At 27.7% G+C, this 23,433-nt stretch carries 30 protein-coding genes; 5 read left to right on the top strand and 25 right to left on the bottom strand.

All coding sequences use genetic code 11. The features are described 5' to 3' along the window. Positions 1–52: 52 nt before the first annotated feature. The 4 genes from pepD to HMPREF0078_RS03440 form a co-directional block, all read right to left on the bottom strand. A complete protein-coding gene (gene pepD, locus HMPREF0078_RS03455; RefSeq protein WP_004838724.1) occupies positions 53–1,453 on the bottom strand; it encodes a beta-Ala-His dipeptidase in 1,401 nt (466 codons plus the stop codon). Then, the gene (gene pepT, locus HMPREF0078_RS03450) at positions 1,453–2,664 is read right to left on the bottom strand and encodes a peptidase T (protein WP_004838723.1); all 1,212 of its coding nucleotides are present in this window, start codon (positions 2,662–2,664) and stop codon (positions 1,453–1,455) included. The genes pepD and pepT overlap by 1 nt, the downstream gene beginning before the upstream one ends. Positions 2,665–2,677: 13 nt before the next feature. Beyond that, positions 2,678–4,195, bottom strand: coding sequence for a YfcC family protein (locus HMPREF0078_RS03445; protein WP_004838722.1), 1,518 nt, complete (start codon positions 4,193–4,195; stop codon positions 2,678–2,680). A 225-nt stretch (positions 4,196–4,420) separates the two neighbouring features. Beyond that, complete coding sequence (locus HMPREF0078_RS03440) at positions 4,421–5,707, bottom strand: bifunctional folylpolyglutamate synthase/dihydrofolate synthase (RefSeq protein ID WP_004838721.1); 1,287 nt, start codon at positions 5,705–5,707, stop codon at positions 4,421–4,423. Between the two features lie 87 nt (positions 5,708–5,794). Between HMPREF0078_RS03440 and HMPREF0078_RS03435 the strand changes: the two genes are divergently transcribed. Continuing rightward, complete coding sequence (locus tag HMPREF0078_RS03435; protein ID WP_039920475.1) at positions 5,795–6,508, top strand: heparan-alpha-glucosaminide N-acetyltransferase domain-containing protein; 714 nt, start codon at positions 5,795–5,797, stop codon at positions 6,506–6,508. 41 nt (positions 6,509–6,549) lie between these two features. On the opposite strand, the gene HMPREF0078_RS03430 is transcribed toward HMPREF0078_RS03435, so the two are convergent. From HMPREF0078_RS03430 to HMPREF0078_RS03350, 18 genes are all read right to left on the bottom strand, one after another. Next, positions 6,550–6,999 carry a Fur family transcriptional regulator gene (locus tag HMPREF0078_RS03430; RefSeq protein WP_004838718.1) on the bottom strand — a complete coding sequence of 150 codons (450 nt, stop codon included), beginning with the start codon at positions 6,997–6,999 and terminating at the stop codon, positions 6,550–6,552. 113 nt (positions 7,000–7,112) lie between these two features. After that, positions 7,113–7,493 carry a 50S ribosomal protein L7/L12 gene (rplL, locus tag HMPREF0078_RS03425; RefSeq protein ID WP_004838717.1) on the bottom strand — a complete coding sequence of 127 codons (381 nt, stop codon included), beginning with the start codon at positions 7,491–7,493 and terminating at the stop codon, positions 7,113–7,115. A gap of 39 nt (positions 7,494–7,532) precedes the next feature. After that, positions 7,533–8,081, bottom strand: a complete 549-nt coding sequence (gene rplJ / locus HMPREF0078_RS03420; protein WP_004838716.1) for a 50S ribosomal protein L10 — start codon at positions 8,079–8,081, stop codon at positions 7,533–7,535. A gap of 201 nt (positions 8,082–8,282) precedes the next feature. Then, entirely contained in the window at positions 8,283–8,993 is a 711-nt protein-coding gene (gene rplA / locus HMPREF0078_RS03415) for a 50S ribosomal protein L1 (RefSeq protein ID WP_004838715.1), read from the bottom strand. A gap of 37 nt (positions 8,994–9,030) precedes the next feature. Further along, on the bottom strand, positions 9,031–9,465 hold the full coding sequence (gene rplK / locus HMPREF0078_RS03410; RefSeq protein ID WP_004838714.1) for a 50S ribosomal protein L11: 435 nt from the start codon (positions 9,463–9,465) through the stop codon (positions 9,031–9,033). 63 nt (positions 9,466–9,528) lie between these two features. Beyond that, positions 9,529–10,122 (bottom strand): transcription termination/antitermination protein NusG, encoded by a 594-nt coding sequence (gene nusG / locus HMPREF0078_RS03405; RefSeq protein WP_004838713.1) that lies wholly within the window; start codon positions 10,120–10,122, stop codon positions 9,529–9,531. A gap of 7 nt (positions 10,123–10,129) precedes the next feature. Next, positions 10,130–10,312 (bottom strand): preprotein translocase subunit SecE, encoded by a 183-nt coding sequence (secE, locus tag HMPREF0078_RS03400; protein ID WP_004838712.1) that lies wholly within the window; start codon positions 10,310–10,312, stop codon positions 10,130–10,132. A 14-nt stretch (positions 10,313–10,326) separates the two neighbouring features. Further along, positions 10,327–10,476 carry a 50S ribosomal protein L33 gene (rpmG, locus tag HMPREF0078_RS03395; RefSeq protein WP_004816546.1) on the bottom strand — a complete coding sequence of 50 codons (150 nt, stop codon included), beginning with the start codon at positions 10,474–10,476 and terminating at the stop codon, positions 10,327–10,329. Positions 10,477–10,555: 79 nt separating this feature from the next. Beyond that, positions 10,556–10,876: a hypothetical protein gene (locus tag HMPREF0078_RS03390; protein ID WP_004838710.1), complete on the bottom strand. Its 321-nt coding sequence runs from the start codon at positions 10,874–10,876 to the stop codon at positions 10,556–10,558. Positions 10,877–10,879: 3 nt separating this feature from the next. Further along, a complete protein-coding gene (gene glmM, locus HMPREF0078_RS03385) occupies positions 10,880–12,220 on the bottom strand; it encodes a phosphoglucosamine mutase (RefSeq protein ID WP_004838709.1) in 1,341 nt (446 codons plus the stop codon). Positions 12,221–12,308: 88 nt separating this feature from the next. Continuing rightward, a complete protein-coding gene (locus HMPREF0078_RS03380) occupies positions 12,309–12,728 on the bottom strand; it encodes a C-GCAxxG-C-C family protein (RefSeq protein WP_004838708.1) in 420 nt (139 codons plus the stop codon). Between the two features lie 10 nt (positions 12,729–12,738). After that, on the bottom strand, positions 12,739–13,386 hold the full coding sequence (locus HMPREF0078_RS03375; protein ID WP_004838707.1) for a (Fe-S)-binding protein: 648 nt from the start codon (positions 13,384–13,386) through the stop codon (positions 12,739–12,741). Beyond that, positions 13,338–13,697 (bottom strand): ferredoxin family protein, encoded by a 360-nt coding sequence (locus tag HMPREF0078_RS09270; protein ID WP_004838706.1) that lies wholly within the window; start codon positions 13,695–13,697, stop codon positions 13,338–13,340. Before HMPREF0078_RS09270 ends, HMPREF0078_RS03375 begins: the two co-directional genes overlap by 49 nt. An 8-nt stretch (positions 13,698–13,705) precedes the next feature. After that, positions 13,706–14,389 (bottom strand): TIGR04283 family arsenosugar biosynthesis glycosyltransferase, encoded by a 684-nt coding sequence (locus tag HMPREF0078_RS03370; RefSeq protein ID WP_004838705.1) that lies wholly within the window; start codon positions 14,387–14,389, stop codon positions 13,706–13,708. After that, the gene (locus HMPREF0078_RS03365) at positions 14,389–15,072 is read right to left on the bottom strand and encodes a TVP38/TMEM64 family protein (protein WP_004838704.1); all 684 of its coding nucleotides are present in this window, start codon (positions 15,070–15,072) and stop codon (positions 14,389–14,391) included. Before HMPREF0078_RS03365 ends, HMPREF0078_RS03370 begins: the two co-directional genes overlap by 1 nt. Beyond that, positions 15,062–15,781, bottom strand: a complete 720-nt coding sequence (locus HMPREF0078_RS03360) for a TVP38/TMEM64 family protein (RefSeq protein WP_004838703.1) — start codon at positions 15,779–15,781, stop codon at positions 15,062–15,064. Before HMPREF0078_RS03360 ends, HMPREF0078_RS03365 begins: the two co-directional genes overlap by 11 nt. Beyond that, positions 15,778–17,232: a TIGR04282 family arsenosugar biosynthesis glycosyltransferase gene (locus HMPREF0078_RS03355; protein WP_004838702.1), complete on the bottom strand. Its 1,455-nt coding sequence runs from the start codon at positions 17,230–17,232 to the stop codon at positions 15,778–15,780. The genes HMPREF0078_RS03360 and HMPREF0078_RS03355 overlap by 4 nt, the downstream gene beginning before the upstream one ends. Before the next feature lie 74 nt (positions 17,233–17,306). Then, positions 17,307–18,056 carry a rhodanese-like domain-containing protein gene (locus HMPREF0078_RS03350; RefSeq protein WP_004838701.1) on the bottom strand — a complete coding sequence of 250 codons (750 nt, stop codon included), beginning with the start codon at positions 18,054–18,056 and terminating at the stop codon, positions 17,307–17,309. 139 nt (positions 18,057–18,195) lie between these two features. Here HMPREF0078_RS03350 and HMPREF0078_RS03345 point away from each other — a divergent pair, with 139 nt between their 5' ends. After that, on the top strand, positions 18,196–18,897 hold the full coding sequence (locus tag HMPREF0078_RS03345) for a tRNA1(Val) (adenine(37)-N6)-methyltransferase (RefSeq protein ID WP_004838700.1): 702 nt from the start codon (positions 18,196–18,198) through the stop codon (positions 18,895–18,897). Beyond that, on the top strand, positions 18,887–19,705 hold the full coding sequence (gene rsmI / locus HMPREF0078_RS03340) for a 16S rRNA (cytidine(1402)-2'-O)-methyltransferase (RefSeq protein WP_004838699.1): 819 nt from the start codon (positions 18,887–18,889) through the stop codon (positions 19,703–19,705). The genes HMPREF0078_RS03345 and rsmI overlap by 11 nt, the downstream gene beginning before the upstream one ends. On the opposite strand, the gene dhaM is transcribed toward rsmI, so the two are convergent. Genes dhaM through dhaK form a run of 3 tightly spaced genes read right to left on the bottom strand, consistent with a single transcriptional unit; the run spans position 19,702 to position 21,674 of the window. Next, a complete protein-coding gene (gene dhaM / locus HMPREF0078_RS03335; RefSeq protein ID WP_004838698.1) occupies positions 19,702–20,094 on the bottom strand; it encodes a dihydroxyacetone kinase phosphoryl donor subunit DhaM in 393 nt (130 codons plus the stop codon). The two genes, rsmI and dhaM, sit on opposite strands and share 4 nt — an antisense overlap. Further along, positions 20,087–20,686, bottom strand: coding sequence for a dihydroxyacetone kinase subunit DhaL (dhaL, locus tag HMPREF0078_RS03330; protein ID WP_004838697.1), 600 nt, complete (start codon positions 20,684–20,686; stop codon positions 20,087–20,089). The genes dhaM and dhaL overlap by 8 nt, the downstream gene beginning before the upstream one ends. 1 nt (position 20,687) lies before the next feature. Beyond that, on the bottom strand, positions 20,688–21,674 hold the full coding sequence (gene dhaK / locus HMPREF0078_RS03325; RefSeq protein WP_004838696.1) for a dihydroxyacetone kinase subunit DhaK: 987 nt from the start codon (positions 21,672–21,674) through the stop codon (positions 20,688–20,690). A gap of 611 nt (positions 21,675–22,285) precedes the next feature. On the opposite strand from dhaK, the gene HMPREF0078_RS03320 reads away from it, so the two are divergent. Together HMPREF0078_RS03320 and HMPREF0078_RS03315 are read left to right on the top strand one after the other, a co-directional pair. Continuing rightward, positions 22,286–22,720 (top strand): flavodoxin, encoded by a 435-nt coding sequence (locus tag HMPREF0078_RS03320; RefSeq protein WP_039920469.1) that lies wholly within the window; start codon positions 22,286–22,288, stop codon positions 22,718–22,720. A gap of 4 nt (positions 22,721–22,724) precedes the next feature. Beyond that, positions 22,725–23,270 carry a DUF3793 family protein gene (locus HMPREF0078_RS03315; RefSeq protein WP_004838694.1) on the top strand — a complete coding sequence of 182 codons (546 nt, stop codon included), beginning with the start codon at positions 22,725–22,727 and terminating at the stop codon, positions 23,268–23,270. Positions 23,271–23,433 lie beyond the last annotated feature (163 nt).

Here is a 23,433-nt window from a genome sequence, read left to right as displayed (position 1 = left end):
AATAGTTTTATATATTCCCAACATCATCTTTTAAAAATTATTTTTTACTAGCTTATTTAATTTCTTTTAGTAATTGTTTTAAATATGCATACACTCTTTGTACTGATTCTATTTCAACTTTTTCTTCTGGAGAGTGAGCTCCTGTTATGTTTGGTCCTATTGAAATTATATCTAGATTTGGATATTTTTCATAAAATGCTCCGCATTCTAGTCCAGCGTGTATTACTATTGTATCAAATTCTTTTCCTTCAAATTCTTTGTAAACTTTTTGAGCTAGTGGTCTAAGTTTTGAATCTTCTTTGTATTCCCAACCTGGATATATTGAATCAATTTTATAATTAATTCCTAAATCTTCTATAACCGTCCTGATTTTTTTGGATAATTCTTCTAGCGCATCATTATCTGAAGATCTTAGAGAAATTTCGCTTTTAATAAATCCATCTTCTTCTTTTATTAGGGCTAAATTATCTGATGATTCTACTGTTATTCCATCTTTCATCATAGTATTTGTTCCACAAGCAACATTTGCTATCATTTTTATTATTTTTTCTGATAATTCTTTTGAGTAACTTTTTCCGCTTGCTTCGTTAATTTCTATTTTTAATTCGCCTTTTACATCTTTAAATTTATATAGAGTATTTTTCTTAGCTTCTTCTAATTCTTCTAATTTTGCTCCATAAACTTTCACGCTTCCTGATGATGGAATAATATTATCAAGACTTCCACTTGTAAATTCTCCTATTGTAATATCTGAATTTAAATTATCTAAAATGGATGCAAATACTTTTAGAGCATTTCCTCTATTATCATTTATATCCATTCCTGAATGTCCACCTAGTAAGCCTGAAACTTTTATTTCATAACCATCTTTTTGTTCTTCTTGTCCAATTTTTTCTTCTACAAAAATTGTAATTCCTCCAGCAGAACCAACTGTTAAGACTCCTTCTTCTTCTGAGTCTATATTTATTAAATATTCTCCTTCAAGTACATCTCTTGCCAAGTTCAAAGCTCCTGCCATTGAAGTTTCTTCTTCTGTTGTAACTAATAATTCAATTTGTGGTCCAACATAATTTTCATCTTCAAGCAAAGCTAATCCCATCGCAACAGCAATTCCGTTATCAGCTCCAAGTGTTGTTTTATCAGCTGTTAAATATTTTCCATCAATTACTGGTTTTATAGAATCTTTTAGGAAATCATGGTCTGAATCATCAGTTTTTGACGCAACCATATCCATGTGACCTTGCAAGATTACTTTTGGTGCATTTTCATATCCTTTTGATGCTTTTCTTTTCAAAATTACATTTAAACTTTCGTCTTGATATGTTTCAAGATTTAATTCTTTTCCTGTTTTTACTAAAAAATCAGAAACTTGTTTTTCGTGAAAGCTTGGTCTTGGAATTTCCATTAATTTTGAAAAATAATAAAAAACTCTTTCTGGTTGTAATTTTTCCATTATTTACTCTCCTTAGCATTTAACTCTACAATATTTTTTAGAACTTCGAGTGATTTTTCCATTATATCTACTGATAAAATTTCATATCTACCGTGGAAATTGTATCCTCCTGTAAAAAGATTAGGTGTTGGAAGTCCTTTGTATGAAAGACTTGCTCCATCTGTTCCACCTCTTACAGGTTTTACAATTGGATCCATGCCTGCTTTTTTGATTGATTCTTTGGCAAGCTCAACAATTTCTATACATGGCTCGATTTTTTCTTTCATATTGTAATAAGAATCTTCTATTTTTAAATCTATTATATTATCATATTTTTTATTTAGGAAATTTACTATTTCTTCTAATAATTTTTTCTTTTCATTAAATGAGTCTGTGAAAAAATCTCTTATTATATAAACAATATCAACTTCAGCAGATGTTCCATAAATTTCGTCTAGCATAAAAAATCCTTCATATCCTTCTGAATATTCTGGTCTTTCATTTACTGGAAGCATTGAATTTAATTCTTGTCCTACTAGAAGAGCGTTTATCAAAACATTTTTTGCAGCTCCTGGATGAACTGATTTTCCTTCGATATGAATTTTTGCTGTTGCAGCATTAAAGTTTTCATATTCTAACTCTGCAACAGGTCCTCCATCAATTGTATAGGCAAAGTCAGCTCCAAATTTTTCTACATCAAATAGATCTGCTCCCCTACCAATTTCTTCATCAGGTGTAAATCCTATTTTTATATCTCCGAATTTTAAATCTCTATTTTCCATGAAATATTTTGCTATTTCCATAATTATAGCAATTCCAGCCTTGTCATCTGCTCCAAGCAAGGTTGTTCCATCGGTTGTAACTAATTTATGTCCTACTAATTCTTTTAAAAATGGATATTCTTCTTCACTTAATTTATATTTTTCGTTTAGAATTATATCTCCACCTTTGTATGAATCAATAATTTGAGGATTAACATTTTTACCTGTTAATTCCAAAGCTGTATCCATGTGAGAAATGAAACCAATTGTAGGAACATTTTTTACTGTTCCCTCAATTGATGCATAAACATATCCATTTTCATCTACATGAGCATTTTCAATTCCAATTTCTTTTAAATCCTCAACGATAACTTTTGCAAGTTTCATTTGTCCTGGAGTTGATGGACAAGATTCGTTTTTGTCATCGCTTTGAGTATCAAATTTAACATATTTCAAAAATTTGTCTAGCATAGATTCTCCATTTCTAAATTACAGTTTGTATTCCTAACATAACTATGGCTAATACTAACAATATTCCCATTAATGGTGCAATAAATTTAATCCATTTATTATATGAAACATCTACCATTTCTAGAGTTGCCAAAATTAATCCTGTTGGAGCTATTATTGCCATCCAACCTTGTCCAAAATTATATGCTGATACTACAACATCTCTTCCAAGAGAAACTGTATCTGCAAGTGGAGCAATAATTGGCATTGACAAAGTAGCAAGTCCTGATGATGAAGGAATAAAAATTCCCAAGAATGAGAATAAAATCATTTGTACTGATGAGAATAATACTCCATTTATTCCGCTAATAATATTAGATGCTCCATAAAGCATTGTATCTGAAATCATTCCGTCATCTAAAATTATATTAATTCCCCTAGCTACTCCTATGATTAAGGCAACTGATACTAGATCTGCTGCTCCATCTAAGAATGATCCAACTGCATCTTGTTCTTCTAAACCTGATAGAATAATCAATAAAATTCCAACTACTAAGAACAAGGTTGACATTTCTTCAAACCACCATTCTAGATTCATAACACCATAAATCATTATAGGAAATGCTAGCATAAATACAACAAGCATTGCAATTCTTCTAAAATTAAATGGTGCAACATTATCTGGATCATAATCTTTTAGATATTGATCTTTAATTCTAGGCATATCTTCTGCAATTATAGAATTTGATGGATCTTTTTTAACTTTTTTAGAATATCTATATATATACCAAAGAGAAATAGCTTGAGCTAAAACTAAGCTTATAATTCTTACACCCATTCCTTCTTTAAAAGAAATTCCTGCAGCATTTGATGCAACTACTACTGAGAAAGCATTTGTTGTTGAAAACATTGTTCCTATTGATGAGCCCATATAAATTGCAGCAATTGTTACCATAGCATCAAATCCTGATGCTAAAAATATTGGCATTAAAATAGGATAAAAGGCAATTGTTTCTTCTGCCATTCCAAAAGTTGTTCCACCAAGAGCAACAATACTTGATAAAATTGCAACCATCAAAAATTCTTTTCCTTTTGTTAATTTTGACAAAGCAGCAATTCCCGCATCAAAAGTACCTGTCTTATTTAAAACTCCAATACAACCACCAAGTAGCAATACAAAAACAATAATTCCTATAGAATCAGCTACACCATCAATTGGTGCTCTAGCTACCTTTAGAAAACCTTGTGGTTGTTGATCAAGCTTGTGGTAAGATCCTGGTATAGCTACAGGCTTTTTAATATCTTCCTTTACAAAGCTTTTTAATGGAACAGTTATCTTTAACTTATCCAAAACATCTTGAGTTGCAGGAAGTTTTTCTTCCTCTCCATCAACTCCACTTCTTATGAATACATTTTCTTCCTTATTATACTCTAACCTATCATAAGAACCTGCTGGTACTAGGTAAGTTAAAATAGAAGCTAATACTAAAACTATAAATAGTACAGTAAAAGCTGAAGGAAACTTAAATTTCTTTTTCTTTTTTTCACTCATAATTATACCTCCAATTCAAACCATACAGGTTTTAACTAAGATTGTCAATAATATTGTAATGTTGAGCAATCAATCTAAAAGATTGAATCATATTTGTGATTTAATTGCAATTATTATATTTTTTCACTTAATTTTATCTAACTATCATATTTATTTATTGTAATCAATAAATATTAAAGCATTTATTTGTTTTTAGATAAATCTTTTTTTATAAATATAATAATTTTATATATCTTTATTCATTTTTTCATATTTGATTATTTCTCCAATCAAATAAAGAGATCCACACCACAAAACCAAATCATTTTCTTTAGCTATTTGTTTTGAATATTCGTAAGCATTTTTTATATTATCTATTGCATTAACATTTGCAAATTTTTCTCTAACAATTTTTTCCAATTCGCCTAAATCAAAAGCTCTTGGATTATCAACTTTTGTTATAACCATTTCATCAGCTACAGACGACAAATTTTCTATAATATAATCATAATCCTTATCTTTTAAAACAGAAAAACCTACTATAAGCCTATTATATTTGAATAATTTTAAGGATTTAATTAAAGCATCTATGGATTCTTTGTTATGACTTCCATCTATTAAAACTTTTGGACTTTTGGAAATAAGTTCCATCCTTCCCGAATTTTTGCTTTCAAATATCCCCTCTTTAATAATATTCTCATCTAAGAAAAATTCCTCTTTAAAATAATCCAAAAAATTTATAGCATTGCAAGCATTATAAATTTGAACCTTTCCTATTAAAGAAGTTTTTATATTTTTATAATTTCTAAAATCAAATTCATTATAGTTATCATTTTGAGTTTTTATTTTTATCTCATCAAAATTAAATTTATAAACCTTAGAATTTTTTTCATTGGCTTCTTTTAGAATAACATCAAAGGCACCTTTAACTTGAGGATAAATAAATACAGGAACATTTTCTTTAATAATTCCCGCCTTATTCCAAGCAATTTCTTCAATAGTATTGCCCAAAATATTTGTATGGTCCATTGATATTGTTGTAATAATAGTAGCAAGAGGTTTTTTTACTATATTTGTAGAATCCAATCTTCCTCCCAAACCAGTTTCAACAACACATACATCAACTTTTTTATCATAAAAATACTTATACATAAGAGCTGTCATAACCTCAAAATATGTATTTTTTAATCCTCTTACATCCAATTTTTCACATATAGGTCTAATTAAGTTTATATAAGAAAAAAAATCCTCATCACTAATTGCTTTTCCATTTATTTGTACTTCTTCATTTATTTCAACCATATAAGGAGAAGTAAATAATCCACACTTAGACGTTTTTGCAAGGGTATTTGCAATATAATTTGCGGTAGAACCCTTTCCATTTGTTCCTGCTATATGAATAACCTTTATTTTATCTTGAGGATTTCCAAGCTCATTTAGTAAAGCCTTTATAGCCGATAAATCTCTCCTTTTGCCAGCAGAGTTTCCTCTTCCATAAATCCAATCCAAATAATAATCTTTATCTTTAATCATTTCTACCTCTTTCTTAACACAAATATTATATTATAATAAAAAATAAAGTAAAATAATAATAGACACTCTTATTCTAAAGGAAAGAAAATGAAAAGAAACTACACACTAGATAAGTACAGAGGCTTTACAATAATATCTATGGTATTATTTCATCTTTGTTATGATATAAACCTATACACAAGGCTTGATTGGTACAATAATATTTATATAAATAAAATTTGGCAATTATCCATAGCCATATCATTTTTTATAATTTCAGGAATCAGCTCAAATTTTCTTGATTGGAGAATGAATTTAAAACGTGGAATAATAATTTCAATCTTAGGAATTTTAATTACTTTAATAACATATTTTTTTGTACCCGACCAATTAATAATTTTTGGTGTATTAAACGGTCTTGGTCTATCAATGATACTAATATCTTTTTTACAAAAAAATATAAAAATAAACAAAAACCTACTGGTTATTTTTATTATCTTGTTTGCTATAACTTATAGCCTACCTAGCGAAAAATTTTTAAGTAAAAATATAGAGCTTTCTTTATATAATAAAAATTTATTTATTCTAGGATTTCCATCAAATAGCTTTCATTCAACGGATTATTTCCCAATTATTCCGTGGTTTTTTGCTTATATGAGCGGTTATATCATAGGAAAAATTTTAATAGAAAAAAATTTTTATAATCATTATGGCAAAAATTCTTTGCTTGTAAAAATTGGTCAAAATTCCCTAAAAATTTACCTATCCCACCAGATAATAATATATGCACTTGTTTATTTTGTTTTTGAAATAATTAAATAACAAAAAAAGGCGATAAATAAAAAATAATTTATCGCCTTCTTTTATTTTTTACAATTAGGACAAATTCCTCTAATTGTTATATCTACACTATTTATTTTATAGCCTTCTAATTCTTCTAATTTTAGATTGTCAATGTCAACATTTAAATCAAGAATATTTCCACATTTTTCGCAAATAAAATGAGAATGATTTTTTTGATAAAAATCATATCTTTTTCTTGATTGGTTAAAATCTAGTTCACTTACTATATTATTTTCAACAAATAAATTTAATGTATTATAAACCGTTGCCTGAGATATAATAGGATCATAAGACTTTAAATTTTTATAAATATCATCAGCTGTTGGATGATTTCTATTATTTACAAGAAAATCTAGTATCATTAGCCTTTGATGGCTAACCCTAATCCCATGTTTTTTTAATATATGCTTTTCAATCTCAAATTTTTCATTTTGATCGACATTTTCAAGAGAATCAATAATTTCTTTCATATTCTCCTCTTTCCAAAATTAAAATCCTTCATTTTTAATATACATTATAAATTAATAAGTGTCAATCTTCGCAAAGAAAAAAAGGCTCAATTGAGCCTTTTTATAAATAGAAACTATGCTAATTCTACTTCTGCACCAGCTTCTTCTAATTTTGATTTTAATTCTTCAGCTTCGTCTTTAGCTACGCCTTCTTTAACTGGTTTTGGAGCTCCATCAACTAATGCTTTAGCATCTTTTAATCCAAGACCTGTAACTTCTTTAACTACTTTGATTACGTTAATTTTTGAAGCACCTGCTGATTTTAATACAACATCAAATTCTGATTTTTCTGCTGCACCTGCTTCAGCTGCTCCTGCTGCAGCTGCTGGAGCTGCTGCTACTGTAGCTTGAGCTGTTACATCAAATTCTTCTTCTAATGCTTTTACTAATTCTGATAGTTCTAATACTGTAAGTTCTTTAATTTCTTCTAATAAGTTTGTTACTTTTTCTGACATTTTTAATCCTCCGATATTTTAATTTAAATTATTATTATATTAAGCTGCTTCGTTTTCTTTTTTTTCTCTAACTGCATCAAGTGCATAAACAAGTTTTGCATTGATTTGTGATAAGTCACCAGCAAGTTTTCTAATTGGTGCTTGTAATGTATTAACAAGCATTGAAGCAAGTTCTTGTTGTCCTGGTAATTTTGCAATTGCTAACATTTCGTCTGGAGTTTGATAGTTTCCATCAACTACACCAGATTTAATTATAAGCTTATCTTTGTTTGCATCGTCTTTATCGATGTATTTTCTTGCTACTTTTGGTCCATCAACCATTTCTTCATTTGAAAAAATTAATGCGTTAGAACCTTTTAGCTCTTCTGTAAATTGGTCAAATCCTAGTTGTTGGAATGCAAATCTCATCATAGTATTTTTGTATACTTTGTATTCAGTATTTGCATCTCTAAAATTGTTACGTAAATCAGTAATTTCTTTTACATCCATTTTATCAAATTCTACAAGAGTAACTGATTTAGCATTCTCAATTTTTTTAACTATTTCATTAACAATTACTTGTTTTTGTTGTATAGCTTTTTCAGACATATTTCACCTCCTATGGCTTTTGGTAGGTATATAAAAATCCCCACAATTAGGCATAATTATTATGCCTACATCGGTGGGGATGTAGATTCTTATTCCCACCTATACGGAATAATTAAACTATTAAGTCTCCGTAGTCTTTGGTAGCCTATTTATTTGACTATGATAGTATATCACTTGATATATATGTTGTCAAATATTTTTTTATTTTTCAACCAAGTCCATTGCTCTTGCTGGAGATAATTTTACTCCAGGACCCATTGTTGAAGCAATAGTAATTGATTTTAAATATTTTCCTTTTGCTGAAGCTGGTTTTGCTTTAACAATAGCAGTAATTAAAGCTTTTAAGTTGTCTGATAATTTTTCTTTACCAAATGAAACTTTTCCAGTTGGCACGTGAACTAGATTGTTTTTGTCTGTTCTATATTCTACTTTACCTGCTTTTACTTCTTTAATTGCGTTTGCAATATCATTTGTTACAGTTCCTGATTTAGGGTTTGGCATTAATCCTTGAGGTCCTAAAACTCTACCAAGTCTACCTACTTGTCCCATCATGTCAGGGCTTGTTACTATTACATCAAAATCCAACCAGTTTTCTTTTTGGATTTTATCTGTATATTCTTCACTACCTGCATAGTCTGCACCTGCACTTAAAGCTTCTTCAACTTTATCATCTTTTACAATTGCAAGTACTTTAACATCTCTACCAGTTCCGTGTGGAAGTACAACAGTACCTCTTACTTGTTGGTCAGCATGTCTTGAATCTACACCTAATCTTACGTGTAATTCTACAGTTTCGTCAAAGTTTGCTTTTGCAGTTTTTTCAACTATATCTAATGCTTCTGATAATTCATATTCTTTTTGAGTATCAAAAGATTTTTTTGATTCTATATATTTTTTACCTTTTTTAGCCATGTTGCCTCCTTGTGGTATAACGAGTTTCCTCTTCCACTTATTCCTCTACAGTAATTCCCATGCTTCTGCATGTGCCTTTTATCATGCTCATTGCAGCTTCTAGGCTTGCAGCATTTAAATCTTGCATCTTAGTTTCAGCTATTTCTTTTACTTGTTCAAGTTTTATTGAACCAACTTTATTTTTGTTTGGTTCTCCACTTGCTTTTTCAAGTCCTATAGCTTTTTTGATTAATACTGGTGCTGGTGGTGTTTTGGTGATAAAATCAAATGATCTATCCTTATAAATTGTCATTTCAACCGGTATTATCATTCCAGCTTGGTCAGCTGTTTTAGCATTAAATGCTTGCACGAATTCCATGATGTTGATTCCGTGTGGTCCTAGTGCTGTACCTACTGGAGGTGCTGGTGTAGCTTTTCCTGCTGGTACTTGTAATTTAACTTTTGCTTGTACTTCTTTTTCTTTTGCTGGCATATTAAATCCTCCTTTGTGGTTTTTGGCGGGTTATCCCCTCCCACTTACATTACGTAAGCCAGTTTAAATTGTCTCAATATCCTCGAAACTTAAATCAATAATTGTATCTCTTCCAAACATATCAATTAAAGCTTTAATTATTTGTTTGTCTGTATCAACTTCTTTTACTTCAGCTACTAAATCTTTAAATGGTCCTTGGATAATATTTATATTATCTCCTACATTTATATTAATATTTAGTACAGGCTTATCTTCTTTAATACCAAATTTTCTTACCTCTCTTTTTGTTAATGGAACAGGTTTAGAATCTGGTCCTACAAAGCCTGTGACGCCTTGAGTATTTCTAATTATATACCAAGATCTGTTAGTAATATTCATCTTTACCATTACATAACCTGGGAATAATTTTCTTGTTTTAAGTTTCTTTGATTCATTTTTTACTTCAACATACTCTTCTTCTGGCACTGTTACATCGATGATATCAGGATTTTGTTCGTTGTCTATCATCATTTGGATCTTATCTTTGACCCTATTTTCGTAGCCAGTATATGTGTGAACTACATACCATCTTGGTTGTTTTTCTGAATCTTTAGAATCAATTTCTTCTTTAGTATTGTTTGGTTCATTTGAATTATTGTTATTAGATAAATCAGTCATATCTTACCTACATCAAAAATCCAAGCATGTTTCCAAAGACTATATCTAATAACCAAATGAGAAGTCCTGTAATCACACTGACAATAATAACAAGTAATGAGTAATTTAAAGTTTCATTTTTTGTTGGCCATGTGATTTTTTTGAATTCTCTACTTACAGATTTAAAAAATCCATCTTTTTTCTTAGCCATTTTAAAACTCCTTACTATTTTGTTTCTTTATGAACAGTGTGTTTTTTACAGAAAGGACAATACTTTTTAAGCTCAAGTCTTTCTTGAGTGTTCTTTTTGTTTTTTGTAGTATCGTAATTTCTATTTTTGCAAACTGTGCATTCTAGTTTTACTTTATCTGCCATTAAAACACCTCCTAATTTATATGGATAGTCCCATACAAACACATATATTACCATCAAATCACAATATTGTCAATATTTTTTATTGACTTTTTTCTAGGCTTTCATAAAGTTTTTTTCTTTTATTTATTAAAAAATCTCTAAGATCATCTAAGTCGTGATTTGAAAAACATGAATCGCTATAATCAAGAAGTATTTCTTCTATATCTAAAAGCTCATATACTCCTTCATCATACATTTTCCCCAAATAATTTTTATTTTTATCATAAAATATTTTTGGCGGATAGCCTTCTAATTTTCTTGTGTCCATGCTTATATAAGATTTTTTTGAATATATTTTATTTCCTACTACAAGTACAGCTTCTTTTATATTTATTTCTCTACCTGTAAGATAATCTTTCATTAATTAAAGTCCGCTTTCTTCTATTGCTTGTACTATATTGTTTACTTTTTTATCAGCAACTTCTTCTGTTTCTGCCTCTGCCATTACCCTAATCAATGGTTCTGTTCCGCTTTCTCTAACTAAAATTCTTCCTGTATCTTTTAGACTTTCACTTTCTTTTTCTATAATATTTTTTATAGATTCATCATTTAATACAGCTTTTTTATCATTTACTCTTACATTTTTTAAAACTTGTGGATAAATTTTTAAATCTCTTCTCAATTCTGATAGGCTTGTTTTGTTATCTATCATAGCTTCCATTAATCTAAGCGAAGTTAAAATTCCATCTCCTGTGTTAGCATATTTTGAAAAAATAATATGACCTGATTGTTCTCCACCAAGTTCATATCCATTTTCGCTCATTTCTATGTGGACATATTTATCTCCAACTTTTGTCTTGCTATAATTTATTCCTATTTTATCAAGTGCTTTGTATAAGCCTATATTTGACATTATTGTTGTTACAATTGTATTTGATTCTAAATATCCTTCTTCTTTCATGTGTTTTCCACAAATATAAAGAATAGCATCTCCGTCAACAACTTCACCATTTTCGTCGACTGCTATACACCTATCAGCATCTCCATCATAAGCAAATCCACAATCAAGTTTATTTTCTTTTACGAATTTTTGTAAAACTTCAATGTGTGTTGAACCACAATCTACATTTATATTAAATCCATCAGGATTATTATTTATCACGTAGGTTTCTGCTCCTAGCGCATCATAAACACTTTTTACTATTGAAGATGCAGCTCCATTTGCACAATCTAGTCCTACTTTTTTGCCTTTAAAAGATTTTGATACAGTTTGAATTAAAAATGCTGTGTACCTATTTCTTCCACCAACAAAATCGTGAGTTCTTCCTATCTCTTCTCCAATTTTTAAATCAATATCTTTAATATCCGCATCAATATAATCTTCTAATTTTTGCAAAAATTCATCATCCATTTTTTCTCCATCAGAATTTATAATTTTTATTCCGTTATCATGATATGGATTGTGGCTTGCTGTTATCATTACACCACAATCAAAATCTTCACTTCTAACTACATAAGATACTGAAGGAGTTGTTGTTACATGAAGAAGATATGCATCAGATCCTGATGAAGTAATTCCTGCTGATAAGGCATCTTCAAACATATATGATGATCTTCTAGTGTCCTTGCCTATTACAATTTTTCCGTTTCCATTTTTTTCTTTATTAAAATAATATCCTAAAAATCTTCCAATTTTAATTGCATGATAAAGGGTAAGATTTTGGTTAGCTTCTCCCCTAAATCCATCTGTTCCAAAATATTTCATTTTAAACCTCCTAGATAACTACCATAATTATATTTTAGTAATTAAATTGATTCAAGTTTTGTTATATAAAATTACATTTTGATTTTATTTATAATAATTCTTCTAGTATTTCTATTGTTGTTTTTATTGATTTTGAACATACACTTTCAAATAAACCTTTTTCTTCAGCCAATTTCATATTATCATCTTCTAAAATCTCCATAGATAATAACTCTTTACAATTTTTAGCTTTCATTTTTCCATCAAATAATTCGTTTAATTTTTTGATTTTTTTTAAAAGTTTCATTCTATCATCAAAGTCTGTTGATCCATATTTCAATCCAAGAATCATATATGCTGCAGATAATGCTCCACAAGTCTTGCTTTCATATATTCCCATCTCAAAAGGAGTTGCAAGTTTCATAGCAGTTTTTTTATCTATTCCATAGTCCTCTGCAAAATAGCAAAAGACGACTTGGCTACAATTATATCCTTTTTCCATCATTTCATTTATCTTTTCATAATCCATAATATTTTTCCTACTTTCTATAATTTTTAAATTTAAATTTCAATATATTTTTTCCATAATTTGATGATGCGCTTTCATTTGTGCCTAAAATTTCAGATAAAAAATTTTTTACATTGTTCAGTTTATATTGATTAGTAAAAATTCCAGCACAAGAAGAACAATAAGTGTAGATATTGTCTTTTGCATTTTCTTTCATATAATTAGATATGTCTTTTACTAAATCTTTTTCACAGTCTATAGCTCCTCCTCCAAGACCGCAGCAGTTTATTTTTTTATAGGGATTTTTATAATCTTTTATGTAGTACTTTATATCTTGAAAAATTTCTTTATTATACCTATCACTGCACGGAAAAAACACATTAACTTCTACTTGGATTTTTTTACCTATATTATTTTCTTTTAAAAATTTATATATACTTATAACTTCTATATCTATCTTATCTTTCAAAAAATGATAGCAATTGGGACAACAACAAATAAGCCTTCCTACATTTTTAATTTTACATAATTTTTTTATCTGACTTATTTTTGCATATCCTCCTTTTTCATAAACTGGTTTTTTACAGCAATCTATGCTGTAATCAATTCCTTTTTCTTTGCAAATATCTATTAATTTTTTTGAAGTTTCAGGAAAAAAACCTGGATAATTACATCCCAAATAGAGCAAATCTTTTGATTTTTTTTACTATTGTTTGAAAATTTATAATTATTTTTAATAAATTTTGTTTTTATAACTCCTTTAGGTTTTTTCTTTCTCATGTCTAAAGCAAGATCTCTTCCCGATAGGTTTTTAGGGCAAACAGACTCACACTTATTACACAAAAAACAGGAATATCTTAAATCTTTTCTATTTACGAATTCTAGAAGATTTATATTATACTTTTTTAAAAAGCCACAATTATTTTTACAAATATCACATCTAATGCATTCATCTTTTATTTTACTTACAATATTTTTTTGATTTCCCAAAACTTCTCCTATTCTTTTTGCTCATAAACATTATATATATCATCTATAATTTTATTTACATATCCTTTTTTTCTAGCTTTTCTATAAGTTTTTTGCAATTTATGCATCATCCTATTAGTTTTCAAAATTCCATTTTTCATATATCTTCTAGATGATGTTGTTATGGGTGTATTTAGTCGTTTTATGGCAATATCATTTTCTTTTAACATAATTGAAAACTCATAATCTTCCATTAATGGAATTGGCTTATATCCTCCTAGTTTTTCAAATAATGATTTTTTTACAAATATTCCTTGATCTCCAAATGCAATTTTTCTTATGTCAACTCTTAGATTAGATCCTATTTCAATTATCTTTAAAAGTAAATTTTTCTTATCAAATTTTAGCTTAAAACATCCAACAGCATCCAAATCACTTTCTTCAATTTTTTTTATACTCAAAGGATCTACCATAGAATCTGCATGCAAAAACCAAAGAATATCTCCTTGTGCATATTTTACAGCTTCATTCATTTGGTTTGACCTGTATTTTGCTTGTCTAATTTTTTTATATTTGATTAAGTCATAAGTCCTATCGGTTGAAAATCCATCAGAAAAAATAATTTCAAAATCACCTTCTAGTTTACTTAAATTATTTTGAAATTTTTTTATATTTTCTTCTTCATTATAGGTGGGTACTATTATTGTTACCATCAATTCTCCTTGTTTACACTATCTTTTAAAAATAATTTTGAAATTATAGCAGAAATTATTACTAAAATAAATAAAAATAATAAACTAACAAAAAATTCTTTACTTCCTATTTTCAAAACATTTTCTCCAATATTTATAAATACTATAATTCCTGGTAAAACTCCTATAATTGTAGTTAAAATATATGGGATAAATTTTATTTCAGTTATACCTGATATATAGTTTACTAGATTATAGCTAAAAATTGGACTTAGCCTTATTATAAATAAAACTAAGGATAAAACTTTTTGATTTTTGCTAAAAAGTGCATTTTTTATTTTTTCACTTACATGATTCTCTACAAAAGAATTTACAAAATCTTTAAATAAAAATCTACCAAGAAAATACATTATAGTTGTATTTACAATAACAGCCATAAAAGTATAAATTGAACCTTTTGTTAATCCAAATAAACTTCCACCAGCTACAACTATTACCGGAACAGGAAAAAAGAAAATTGGTAAAATTATAAAGGTTAAAATATATATTATAGCTGCCCATTTGTTATTTATAAGCACCCATTTTTTAATTTGTTCTATACTTATATTTCTAACCAAAAAATAACTTACCAATCCTATTATGATAATTAGAAAAATCTTTGTATATTTTATTTTTTTCTCATTTATACTTAATTTATTTTTCAATTTTTTTGCTCTTTTGTTTTTCTTGATAAATTTTCTTTCCTACATAGACTATTAGAGAAAAAGCAAACAGACCTAAAAGTCCATACATCAACGCTTGTGCTCCTCCTGTAAGTTGACCTCCAAAATAAGAATAAATTATTGTTGCAGGTAATTGACCTATTCCTGTTGCAATAAAAAATGACCAAAAATTCATTGATGTCAATCCTGCAGCATAACTTACTGGATCAAATGGAACAAAGGGAAGTAATCTGCATATTAATATTGCCTGTTTTCCAAATCTATCAAAAAATTCTTCCGCTGATTGCAAAGCTCCATTTGTAGCAATTTTTTTAACTACATCTCTTCCTAAAATTCTTGCAATAAAAAAACATAACAAAGCTCCTGCCATTGCTGAAGACCAAGAAAGAATAGCTCCTTTCCACCATCCCCAAATCATAGAATTTGCAAGAGTTATAAAAAATGCTGGTATAGGGGCAATTATAGCTTGTAAAACCATCAATAAAAATGATATTATAACAGCTAAACTTCCAAAACTTCTTATATAACTTGCGATTTCATTTATGTCTAATTTTCTTAAAACATTAAAAGCATAATTTATTTCACTATTTATTTGTGGTACAAAAAAATAAACTAATACGCATAATAAAACTATAGAAATGAGTATAATTCTATTTTTGTTTTCATTACTTATTTTTTTTGCTTTTTTCATTTAAACTCCTCATATAATTTACTTAACATTTCTAAATATTCTCGGCTTAAAAATTTGTTTATTTTTTCTATAGTATCTTCATTTTTTATTTTTCTTTCCTTACTATATTCAACTTTTGCCATAGAACACCAAGTCACTCCTCTTAGAGAATTAAACATTAGATATTTGAAGAATTTATACATATCCACTTTTCTATACTTTTTATATATGTTCAAAAAATCTAACATATCTTTTTTGTCTAAGATTACATCAGTTTTCCAATTTGTTGTAGTTGGAACTAAAAAATGAGCTAAGTCTTGCTCGCATTCTCCGATTATTGGTTTTTCCCAATCTATGACCTTAGAATGTTCTCCAATAATAAAATTTCTATTATTTAACTCAGTATTAATAATACAAGGTTTTTCAATTTTTTTATTTAATCCTGAACGTTTAGCAATTAGCATAAATTTATCTATATATTTTTCGGTATCTTTATTTTTATTTTCCCAGTCTTTATAATAAGAATACATACATTCAAATTCTTCATACATATTTTTGAAAGGTTTATCAGCAAAAATTAATTTTGAATCTTCAATTTTTGTACTATGAATTTTTGAAAGCATATATGCTGCTATTTCTAAATCTTTATTATAATCTAAAGCTCTTCCTTCTATAAATTCCATAGTCAAAAATCCAAATGGCAAATATTTGCCTTTATCATAAAGTTCGTATGCTTTTGGTGTGACTGTACTTTTTTCAAGCTCTTTTAGGGCATTATATTCGTATTTTATTTGTTCTTTTCCTAAACCAAGCTGAGACTGTAAATTAATTCTAATAACCTTATTTTTATATTTATAGTTAATATTATATTCTCCAGCTCCTAATAACTCTATATTCTTGCTTGAAAACTCTGCCTTTAATAAATCTGTAAAATCATCTATATCATAAATTTCATCAAGCAGTTTGTAAGTTTTATTCATTTCTTTTATTTTTTTTATTGTCTCTTCCAAAACATTTGACTTAGAATAAACAATATTAGAAAAAATATCTAAAGATTCTTTCATACCTACAAGCCCATACCCACCATCATCTGATGGAGAAATTACAATATCATAAAAATCTAATTGTTCAAAAGCTCTATTTATTTCTTTTTCACTTAAATTAATCAAATCTGAACCTATAAGAATAACTTTATTAGAAAAACTTAGCTGTTTATCTATTGAATTTTTCATTCTAGCTCCAAGGTCATCTCCTTGTTGATGAATTTTTTCTCCACTTAAAAAATCTATATCGTTTTTTGATCCATCATAATAAATTACATAATCCTTATTTGTTTTTTTTATTTTCTTATAATTTTCATTTATTAAATCTATTGTTAGTTGTAATCTTTGATTTTCATCAAGATAATTTTTAAGTCTTGATTTGCCAAATCCAAGTCTTGGAGCTTTTGTAAAAAAAATAATTTTGTCCATAGAAATTCCTTTCAAAAAAACTTTAAGAATAAAAGTCTTTATTTAACTTTTATTCTTAAAGTTTTTAATAGGTCTTATTTAATTAATTCATATCCATCGTATTCTTTTGTTCCATCCCATGCATTATAAACTTCATGGCCTTCTTTTGATAATTTGTCTGCAACTGTCCAAGATTTATTTCCACTATAACAATATGTTAAAAATGGTTTTTCTTTAGGCAAATCTTTAATATCTTCATCAATTGTATCTACAGATGTATGAATTGCATCTTTCATGTGTCCATCATTATAATCTTTTTCATCTCTTGCATCTATAATTGTATAATTTCCAGATGCAGCTTTTTCTTTAAATTCTTCTGGAAGAATTGTAGCAACTTTTGTTATTGTTGTATATTCAAAATCTTTTACGCCTTGAGCATTCCAAACATTTTTAAATCCTGCTTCAACAAGTTTTTTTGCCATCTCTGAACTTTTTTTGCCTGTATTACAAATTGTTACTACGTTTTTATCTTTGTAATCATTTATTTCAGAAATTCTTTTGTCAGCATCATCAAGAGGAATATTTATAGCATGTTTTACATGACCTTCCTTATATTCTTCCTCACTTCTTACATCAATTACAAGATAATCCTCTTTTTTCTTATTATCTTCCTCAATTTTATCTAGCTGTTCGCCTTTCATTTCTTGATATTTGCTAATTTGTGTGCTAGCCTCATTTGATTTTACTTCTGTAGAAGTACTATCAACTGTATTATTTTGAGAACAACCACTTAATAAAGCTAAACTAGTAAATATACTTACTAACAATAAATTTGATTTTTTCATAAAACTCTCCTTATTAAAATATATTTTTTAAATATAAATATAATATTTAAACATAGTTATTATTGTACGATATACAAATATATTGTCAATTTATCCCCTATTTGTTTACTTACAAAAATGTTAGAATATAATCTATAATATGATGAAGTTAGATTACATACCAAAAACAAATTTATATATGAAACACGTAGATAAGTCTTATTCTTTCGGAATTGATTCGATACTACTTGCAAATTTTTCAAAAATGAAAAAAAATAAAATCTTAATTGATATTGGCTCTGGCAGTGGAATTTTATCTCTTGCTTGTTCTTCTTATTACAATTTAAGTAAAGTTTTTTCTATCGAAATTCAAAAAGAAAAAGCTAATCTTTTAAAAGAAAATATAAAATTAAATGGAATTAATAATATTGAAGTTGTTAATGATGACTTAAATAAGGTAAATTTTCCTAATAATTTTTGTGATTATATTATTACAAACCCTCCTTATTATAAAAAGGGAGCTAATATAAAAAATGAAAAGAAAGAATTTTTATTGTCTAGGCAAGAAATTAAAATGAATCTGTCTGATATTTTTAGATTTTCTAATAAGTGCTTAAAAGATAAGGGAAAATTATTTATGATTCATAAACCCGAAAGGCTTGTTGATATTATAAAAGAAAGTGGAAACTTAAAATTGAAAAGAATAAAATTTGTTCAATCAAAAGCATTTGAAAAACCTGTTTTTATTTTAATGGAGTTTGTAAAAAATGCAAATGACGGATTAAAATTTGAAAATCCCCTTATAATATATGATGAAAATAATAATTATACAAAGGAGGTCAAAGAAATAAATGGATTATAGTATATATTTTGTACCAACTCCCATAGGAAATTTGGACGATATGACATTGAGGGCTATTAATGTTTTAAAAAATGTAGACATTATCGCTTGCGAAGATACAAGAGAAAGTAAAAAACTTTTAAATTATTTTGAAATAAATAAAAAACTAACTTCATATCATAAATTTAATGAAAAGCAAAAATCACAGGAAATTATTAAAAACGCCCAAGAAGGTACAAGTTACGCAATTATAACTGACCAAGGAATGCCAGGAATTTCTGATCCAGGTCATATTCTAATTAAAGAATGCATTAAAAATAATATTTCTTACACAGTTTTGCCAGGTCCATCATCAATTCTTACAGGCTTAATTGCAAGTGGCTTTGATAATGATAGGTTTGCTTTTTATGGTTTTATTCCCAAAAAAAATTCTGATAAGAAAAAATTATATGAAGAGCTAAAAAATGAAAATAAAACCTCAATTTTATTTGATACTCCTCACAACTTAGAAAATACAATCAATGATTTTAAAATAGAATTTCCAAATAGAAAATTGGCGATTACCCGCGAATTAAGCAAAAAATTCGAACAATATCAAATATTTGATATAAAAGATATAAACACAGATGAGCTTACTTTAAAAGGAGAATTTGTTCTTATTTTGGAAAAAAATAATGAAAATGAATCTTTAGATATTTCATCATACAAAGAACAAATTTTACAAATGAAAAAAAATGGCGAATCAACTAAGGATATTGTAAAATCCTTGAGAAAATCCACCACTTTTTCAAAAAATGATATTTATGAATTTGTAATCAGCTTAGATTAATTTTCTAATTTATTTACTGGATATTCGTTTAAATATTCAACTATTTTCTCCAAACTTTGTCCTGCTGATGCTTCAACAGCAATTTGAACACTTGTTTCAACAATTGGTGTTCCAGCAAGATAAACTTTGGATTTTTTTTCATTATCCAACATATCAATTGCCATTTGACAATTCATCATAGAAGAACCCAAATCAAAAAATATAACCAAACCATCATTTGTAGCATATTCATTTATGATTTGATTAATTTCATCAAAATTTGAGCCAATATTTCCATCCTTATCTCCGCCGCTTACCAAAATATTTACATTTGGAGCCATTTGAATGAGAATTTCTCTTAAACCTTCAGCCAATTTTTTGCTGTGGCTTGCTATCAATATATTAATCATTCAAATCTCCCACTATGCTTTTTATACACAAATATGAAGAATATGCGCCTGGATCAATATGTCCAATTGACCTATCCCCAAGATAGGCAGCTCTTCCTTTCCTAGCCTTAATTTCTTTTGTTTTTTCCATTTTTTCTTGTGCAATTTTAAGAATTTCTTCAAAGCTTGAATCATTTTTTAAAGCCTCTGCTACAGGATATAAAACATCAACCATAGTTTTATCTCCAACTTGAGCCTTGCCTCTCATTAATACCCCATCAACTCCATCAGAAAAAGCTTTTGAAAATGAATTTTTATCCAATTCAATATCTCCATCAAAAGCTTGAGCAAATTTCATAAAAAATGTTCCATATAATGGCCCACTAGCTCCTCCAACATTAGAAATCAAAGTCATAGCAATCTTATTAAAAAGTGTTTTTAAATCTTTATAATCATCATTCATGGCATCTTTTACTTTATTAAAACCTTTTGCCATATTAAAACCATGATCTCCATCGCCAATTGCCCTATCAAGGTCTGTCAAATATTCTTCATTTTCAATAATTATATCTGATAAAGCTATTACCTTTGACTTAACTTTTTCTATATCCATACTAACCCCTAACTATATCTACATTTTCTTCAAGCAATTTTAAAATTTCATCATCAACTTTAAAAAGCGTTAATGAAAATCCAGCCATATCCATGCTTGTCATAAAATTACCCAAGAAAGTTTTTTTGATATTTATATTTTTTTCTTTCAAATAATCACTTGCAAAATTATTTACAATAAACAATTCCATTTCTGTAGTTTGACCCATGCCATTAACCATTAAAACAAAATCTCCATCTAGATTTTCATAATCGTCAAGAATATGATCTAAAAGTTCCTTAGAAATTTCGTCAGCTGATTTTATTTTTTCTTGTTTTACACCAGGCTCTCCATGAATTCCTACGCCAATTTCCATATCATCTTCAGACAAATCAAAACTTTCTTTTCCAGAAATAGGATTTATACAAGCCTTAGTAGCCATGCCCATTGATTTAATATTTTTTACAATTTTTTCAGCCATAGCTTTCATTTCTTCCAAACTTTTTCCACTTCTTGCCATAGCTCCCAAAACTTTATGAACAAAAATCGTTCCAGCGATTCCCCTTCTGCCAGTAGTGTATGTGGAATCTTCAACTGCTACATCATCATTTACGATAATATAATCAACATTTATTCCTTCCATCTCAGCCATATCTTTTGCCATTTCAAAATTCATGACATCTCCAGTGTAATTTTTAATAACCATAAATACACCTTGACCAGAATCAGCAAGTTTTATAGCTTCCAAAACTTGATCTGGAGTTGGAGAAGTAAAAATTTCTCCGCAAATTGCACAATCAAGCATTCCATCTCCCACATATCCAGCATGAGCAGGCTCATGACCACTTCCACCACCAGAAATTAAACCAACTTTTCCTTTAATGGGAAGATCTTTTCTGTAAACTATTTTTAACTCTTCATTAATTTTTACCTTGTCCTCATTAGCCTTTTGAAGACCATTTAGCATTTGACTTATGATTTTATCCTTGTCATTAATTATTTTTTTCATACAAACCACCTTTCTTAATAAAAATATACCCAAATAAAAAATTTTTATGGTTATAATTTCCCAATACTGGCAAGTCCTTATTGAAATTTAATTTGCTTTAAATTAAAAAATCCATTAAAAATTACAATCTAATATTTAAATCCTAAAAAGCAAGTCAATTTAAATTTTTCGCTTTATTTATAAGTCTAATATTAAAATTATGACATTGATTGAAATTTAAATTTTAAATTTAGTGTGGAAATTCATCTATACTATGAAAAAAATTTTCCTATTTAATTTATTTCAAAATTAATTATCCTGCTTGTAAAAATATAATATTTGATTTTTCAAATTGCTATTTTAAAATTTACAAAGTAGAATTTTTCGGACAAAACTTTTTTATTTAACGTTTTGCTTGTCATTTATTCCCATATATTTTTAAAATTTGAAAATTTTTCTTTATTAAAATTTTTTTACCTTGAAAAATATTTAATTTTCAATGTTTTTTTATTTTATTTAAAAAATTCTTAAAAAAATGCTTGACAATATTTTTACTAGTATGTATTATTATCTTAGATATTGATATAGGTTATCAGTATCAAACAAAATTTAAAATTTTTAAGGAGAAATTTATGAAAAAAATTGCTATTGTTTATTGGTCAGGTACTGGTAATACAGAAGCTATGGCTAATGAAATTGCAGAAGAACTTAAAAAAAATGATGTAGAAATTGAATTATTAGATCCAAATTCTTTTACAAAAGACTCAATCGATTCTTTTGATGGATTTGCATTTGGTTGTCCTGCTATGGGCAGTGAAGAATTGGAAGAAACTGAATTTGAGCCTATGTTTGAAAGTATTGAAAAAGATCTTTCTAACAAACCTGTTTTAATTTTTGGATCTTACCAATGGGCTGATGGCGAATGGATGGAAATTTGGCAAGATAGATGCAAGGAAGATGGAATAAATCTTGTAAGAGATGGTCTAATTGCTTATGATAGTCCAGATGATGAAGCTTTAAGCGAATGTAGAAAGGCGGCATTAGATTTATCTAAAGCCATAGGTTAATTGTATGAACGAAGAATTGTTAATTGATTACGCATCACAAACTTTAGCTAATCAAAAACTTGCTAATTTATTTACTTTTAAAAATTCTGAAAATATTGATATAGAAAAAATGGTTTTTGAGTGGAATGAAATACTTAATGAAAAAAATATGTACGTGGAAATACTTAATAACAATAAATCTTCCGCCCAAATTTATGCATACAGACCTCACAAGCTAAAATACGTATTAAATGAAACAAAAACAAAAACTCTCCTAAGTAAATTGGGTTATAATACCAATGACTTAAATCAATGCATAAACCATTTAAAATTCAGATTTAAAAAAGAAAATTTCCCACATGAAATTGGTATTTTTTTAGGCTATCCTTTTGAAGATGTTATGGGATTTATTGAGAATAAGGGAAATAAATTTCTAATAAATGGATATTGGAAAGTCTATGCCAATGAAGATAAAAAAATAAAAATCTTTAATAACTACAATAAAATTAAAAAATCTTATAAAATCTTATTTAACCGTTACAAAAACATAAGCCAACTTTGTGTAAATTAACAATTCTTTAAAATTATATTAACCAACTAAAAAGGGATGGTTGTAAAAAGATTACAAATCTTAAAATATTTAGAACAACTCAAAGGAAATTTTTCTAGATTAGCTAGGAAAATTTCCTAAAAGAGTTTTCTAAAATTAAAAGATTATCTATCAGAATGTAGAC

It is taken from the genome of Anaerococcus vaginalis ATCC 51170 (assembly GCF_000163295.1).
GTDB lineage: Bacteria > Bacillota > Clostridia > Tissierellales > Peptoniphilaceae > Anaerococcus > Anaerococcus vaginalis.
The sequence above is the reverse complement of the archived record's forward strand: the minus strand, read 5'-3'. Positions and strand labels throughout refer to the sequence as shown.

Excerpts from the sequence above, each read along its gene's own strand:
- pepD (WP_004838724.1), bottom strand. The coding sequence starts at position 1,453 with ATGGAAAAATTACAACCAGAAAGAGTTTTTTATTATTTTTCAAAATTA.
- pepT (WP_004838723.1), bottom strand. The coding sequence starts at position 2,664 with ATGCTAGACAAATTTTTGAAATATGTTAAATTTGATACTCAAAGCGAT.
- HMPREF0078_RS03445 (WP_004838722.1), bottom strand. The coding sequence starts at position 4,195 with ATGAGTGAAAAAAAGAAAAAGAAATTTAAGTTTCCTTCAGCTTTTACT.
- HMPREF0078_RS03440 (WP_004838721.1), bottom strand. The coding sequence starts at position 5,707 with ATGATTAAAGATAAAGATTATTATTTGGATTGGATTTATGGAAGAGGA.
- HMPREF0078_RS03435 (WP_039920475.1), top strand. The coding sequence starts at position 5,795 with ATGAAAAGAAACTACACACTAGATAAGTACAGAGGCTTTACAATAATA.
- HMPREF0078_RS03430 (WP_004838718.1), bottom strand. The coding sequence starts at position 6,999 with ATGAAAGAAATTATTGATTCTCTTGAAAATGTCGATCAAAATGAAAAA.
- rplL (WP_004838717.1), bottom strand. The coding sequence starts at position 7,493 with ATGTCAGAAAAAGTAACAAACTTATTAGAAGAAATTAAAGAACTTACA.
- rplJ (WP_004838716.1), bottom strand. The coding sequence starts at position 8,081 with ATGTCTGAAAAAGCTATACAACAAAAACAAGTAATTGTTAATGAAATA.
- rplA (WP_004838715.1), bottom strand. The coding sequence starts at position 8,993 with ATGGCTAAAAAAGGTAAAAAATATATAGAATCAAAAAAATCTTTTGAT.
- rplK (WP_004838714.1), bottom strand. The coding sequence starts at position 9,465 with ATGCCAGCAAAAGAAAAAGAAGTACAAGCAAAAGTTAAATTACAAGTA.
- nusG (WP_004838713.1), bottom strand. The coding sequence starts at position 10,122 with ATGACTGATTTATCTAATAACAATAATTCAAATGAACCAAACAATACT.
- secE (WP_004838712.1), bottom strand. The coding sequence starts at position 10,312 with ATGGCTAAGAAAAAAGATGGATTTTTTAAATCTGTAAGTAGAGAATTC.
- rpmG (WP_004816546.1), bottom strand. The coding sequence starts at position 10,476 with ATGGCAGATAAAGTAAAACTAGAATGCACAGTTTGCAAAAATAGAAAT.
- HMPREF0078_RS03390 (WP_004838710.1), bottom strand. The coding sequence starts at position 10,876 with ATGAAAGATTATCTTACAGGTAGAGAAATAAATATAAAAGAAGCTGTA.
- glmM (WP_004838709.1), bottom strand. The coding sequence starts at position 12,220 with ATGAAATATTTTGGAACAGATGGATTTAGGGGAGAAGCTAACCAAAAT.
- HMPREF0078_RS03380 (WP_004838708.1), bottom strand. The coding sequence starts at position 12,728 with ATGGATTATGAAAAGATAAATGAAATGATGGAAAAAGGATATAATTGT.
- HMPREF0078_RS03370 (WP_004838705.1), bottom strand. The coding sequence starts at position 14,389 with ATGGTAACAATAATAGTACCCACCTATAATGAAGAAGAAAATATAAAA.
- HMPREF0078_RS03360 (WP_004838703.1), bottom strand. The coding sequence starts at position 15,781 with ATGAAAAAAGCAAAAAAAATAAGTAATGAAAACAAAAATAGAATTATA.
- HMPREF0078_RS03355 (WP_004838702.1), bottom strand. The coding sequence starts at position 17,232 with ATGGACAAAATTATTTTTTTTACAAAAGCTCCAAGACTTGGATTTGGC.
- HMPREF0078_RS03350 (WP_004838701.1), bottom strand. The coding sequence starts at position 18,056 with ATGAAAAAATCAAATTTATTGTTAGTAAGTATATTTACTAGTTTAGCT.
- HMPREF0078_RS03345 (WP_004838700.1), top strand. The coding sequence starts at position 18,196 with ATGATGAAGTTAGATTACATACCAAAAACAAATTTATATATGAAACAC.
- rsmI (WP_004838699.1), top strand. The coding sequence starts at position 18,887 with ATGGATTATAGTATATATTTTGTACCAACTCCCATAGGAAATTTGGAC.
- dhaM (WP_004838698.1), bottom strand. The coding sequence starts at position 20,094 with ATGATTAATATATTGATAGCAAGCCACAGCAAAAAATTGGCTGAAGGT.
- dhaL (WP_004838697.1), bottom strand. The coding sequence starts at position 20,686 with ATGGATATAGAAAAAGTTAAGTCAAAGGTAATAGCTTTATCAGATATA.
- dhaK (WP_004838696.1), bottom strand. The coding sequence starts at position 21,674 with ATGAAAAAAATAATTAATGACAAGGATAAAATCATAAGTCAAATGCTA.
- HMPREF0078_RS03320 (WP_039920469.1), top strand. The coding sequence starts at position 22,286 with ATGAAAAAAATTGCTATTGTTTATTGGTCAGGTACTGGTAATACAGAA.
- HMPREF0078_RS03315 (WP_004838694.1), top strand. The coding sequence starts at position 22,725 with ATGAACGAAGAATTGTTAATTGATTACGCATCACAAACTTTAGCTAAT.